Here is a 440-nt window from a genome sequence, read left to right as displayed (position 1 = left end):
TCCATCCGGTTTCCGCAGCTGCAAAGATATACCCGATCTTCCAGTTTCAGATCATGTTTTATTTTTCCACAACAGCTGCATGTTCTGGAACTTGGATACCAGCGGTCGATGCGGACAAGCTTCTTCCCTTCCCGTTCCAGTTTATACTGCAAAAAATCTGTGAACATTCTCCAGCCGTTGTCATGAACACTTTTTCCAAAATGATGTTCCCCGCTCATCGTCTTCAGATCCAGATCTTCGATACATACGATATCATAGAAATTGGTTATCTTTCTTGATTCTTTATGCAGATAATCTTTTCTCTGGTGAGCGATATGCGTATGGATCCGCGCCACTTTTTTCTGTTGTTTTTTGTAACGATTGCTCCCCTTCCGGCAATGACTCAGTTTTCTCTGCGCTTTCGCCAGTTTTTCCTCGCTGTTTCTGAAATAGTGCGGATA

At 43.2% G+C, this 440-nt stretch carries 1 protein-coding gene; it reads right to left on the bottom strand.

All coding sequences use genetic code 11. The annotated features are described in order from the left end of the window. Window positions 1-440 (bottom strand): RNA-guided endonuclease TnpB family protein (locus DW826_RS16640; RefSeq protein ID WP_207659898.1); only part of this gene is annotated, 440 nt, incomplete at both ends.

Source organism: Clostridium sp. AM34-11AC (genome assembly GCF_003435375.1).
GTDB lineage: Bacteria > Bacillota > Clostridia > Lachnospirales > Lachnospiraceae > Pilosibacter > Pilosibacter fragilis.
Note: the sequence above shows the minus strand (reverse complement) of the source record. Positions and strands in the feature narration are given on the sequence as shown.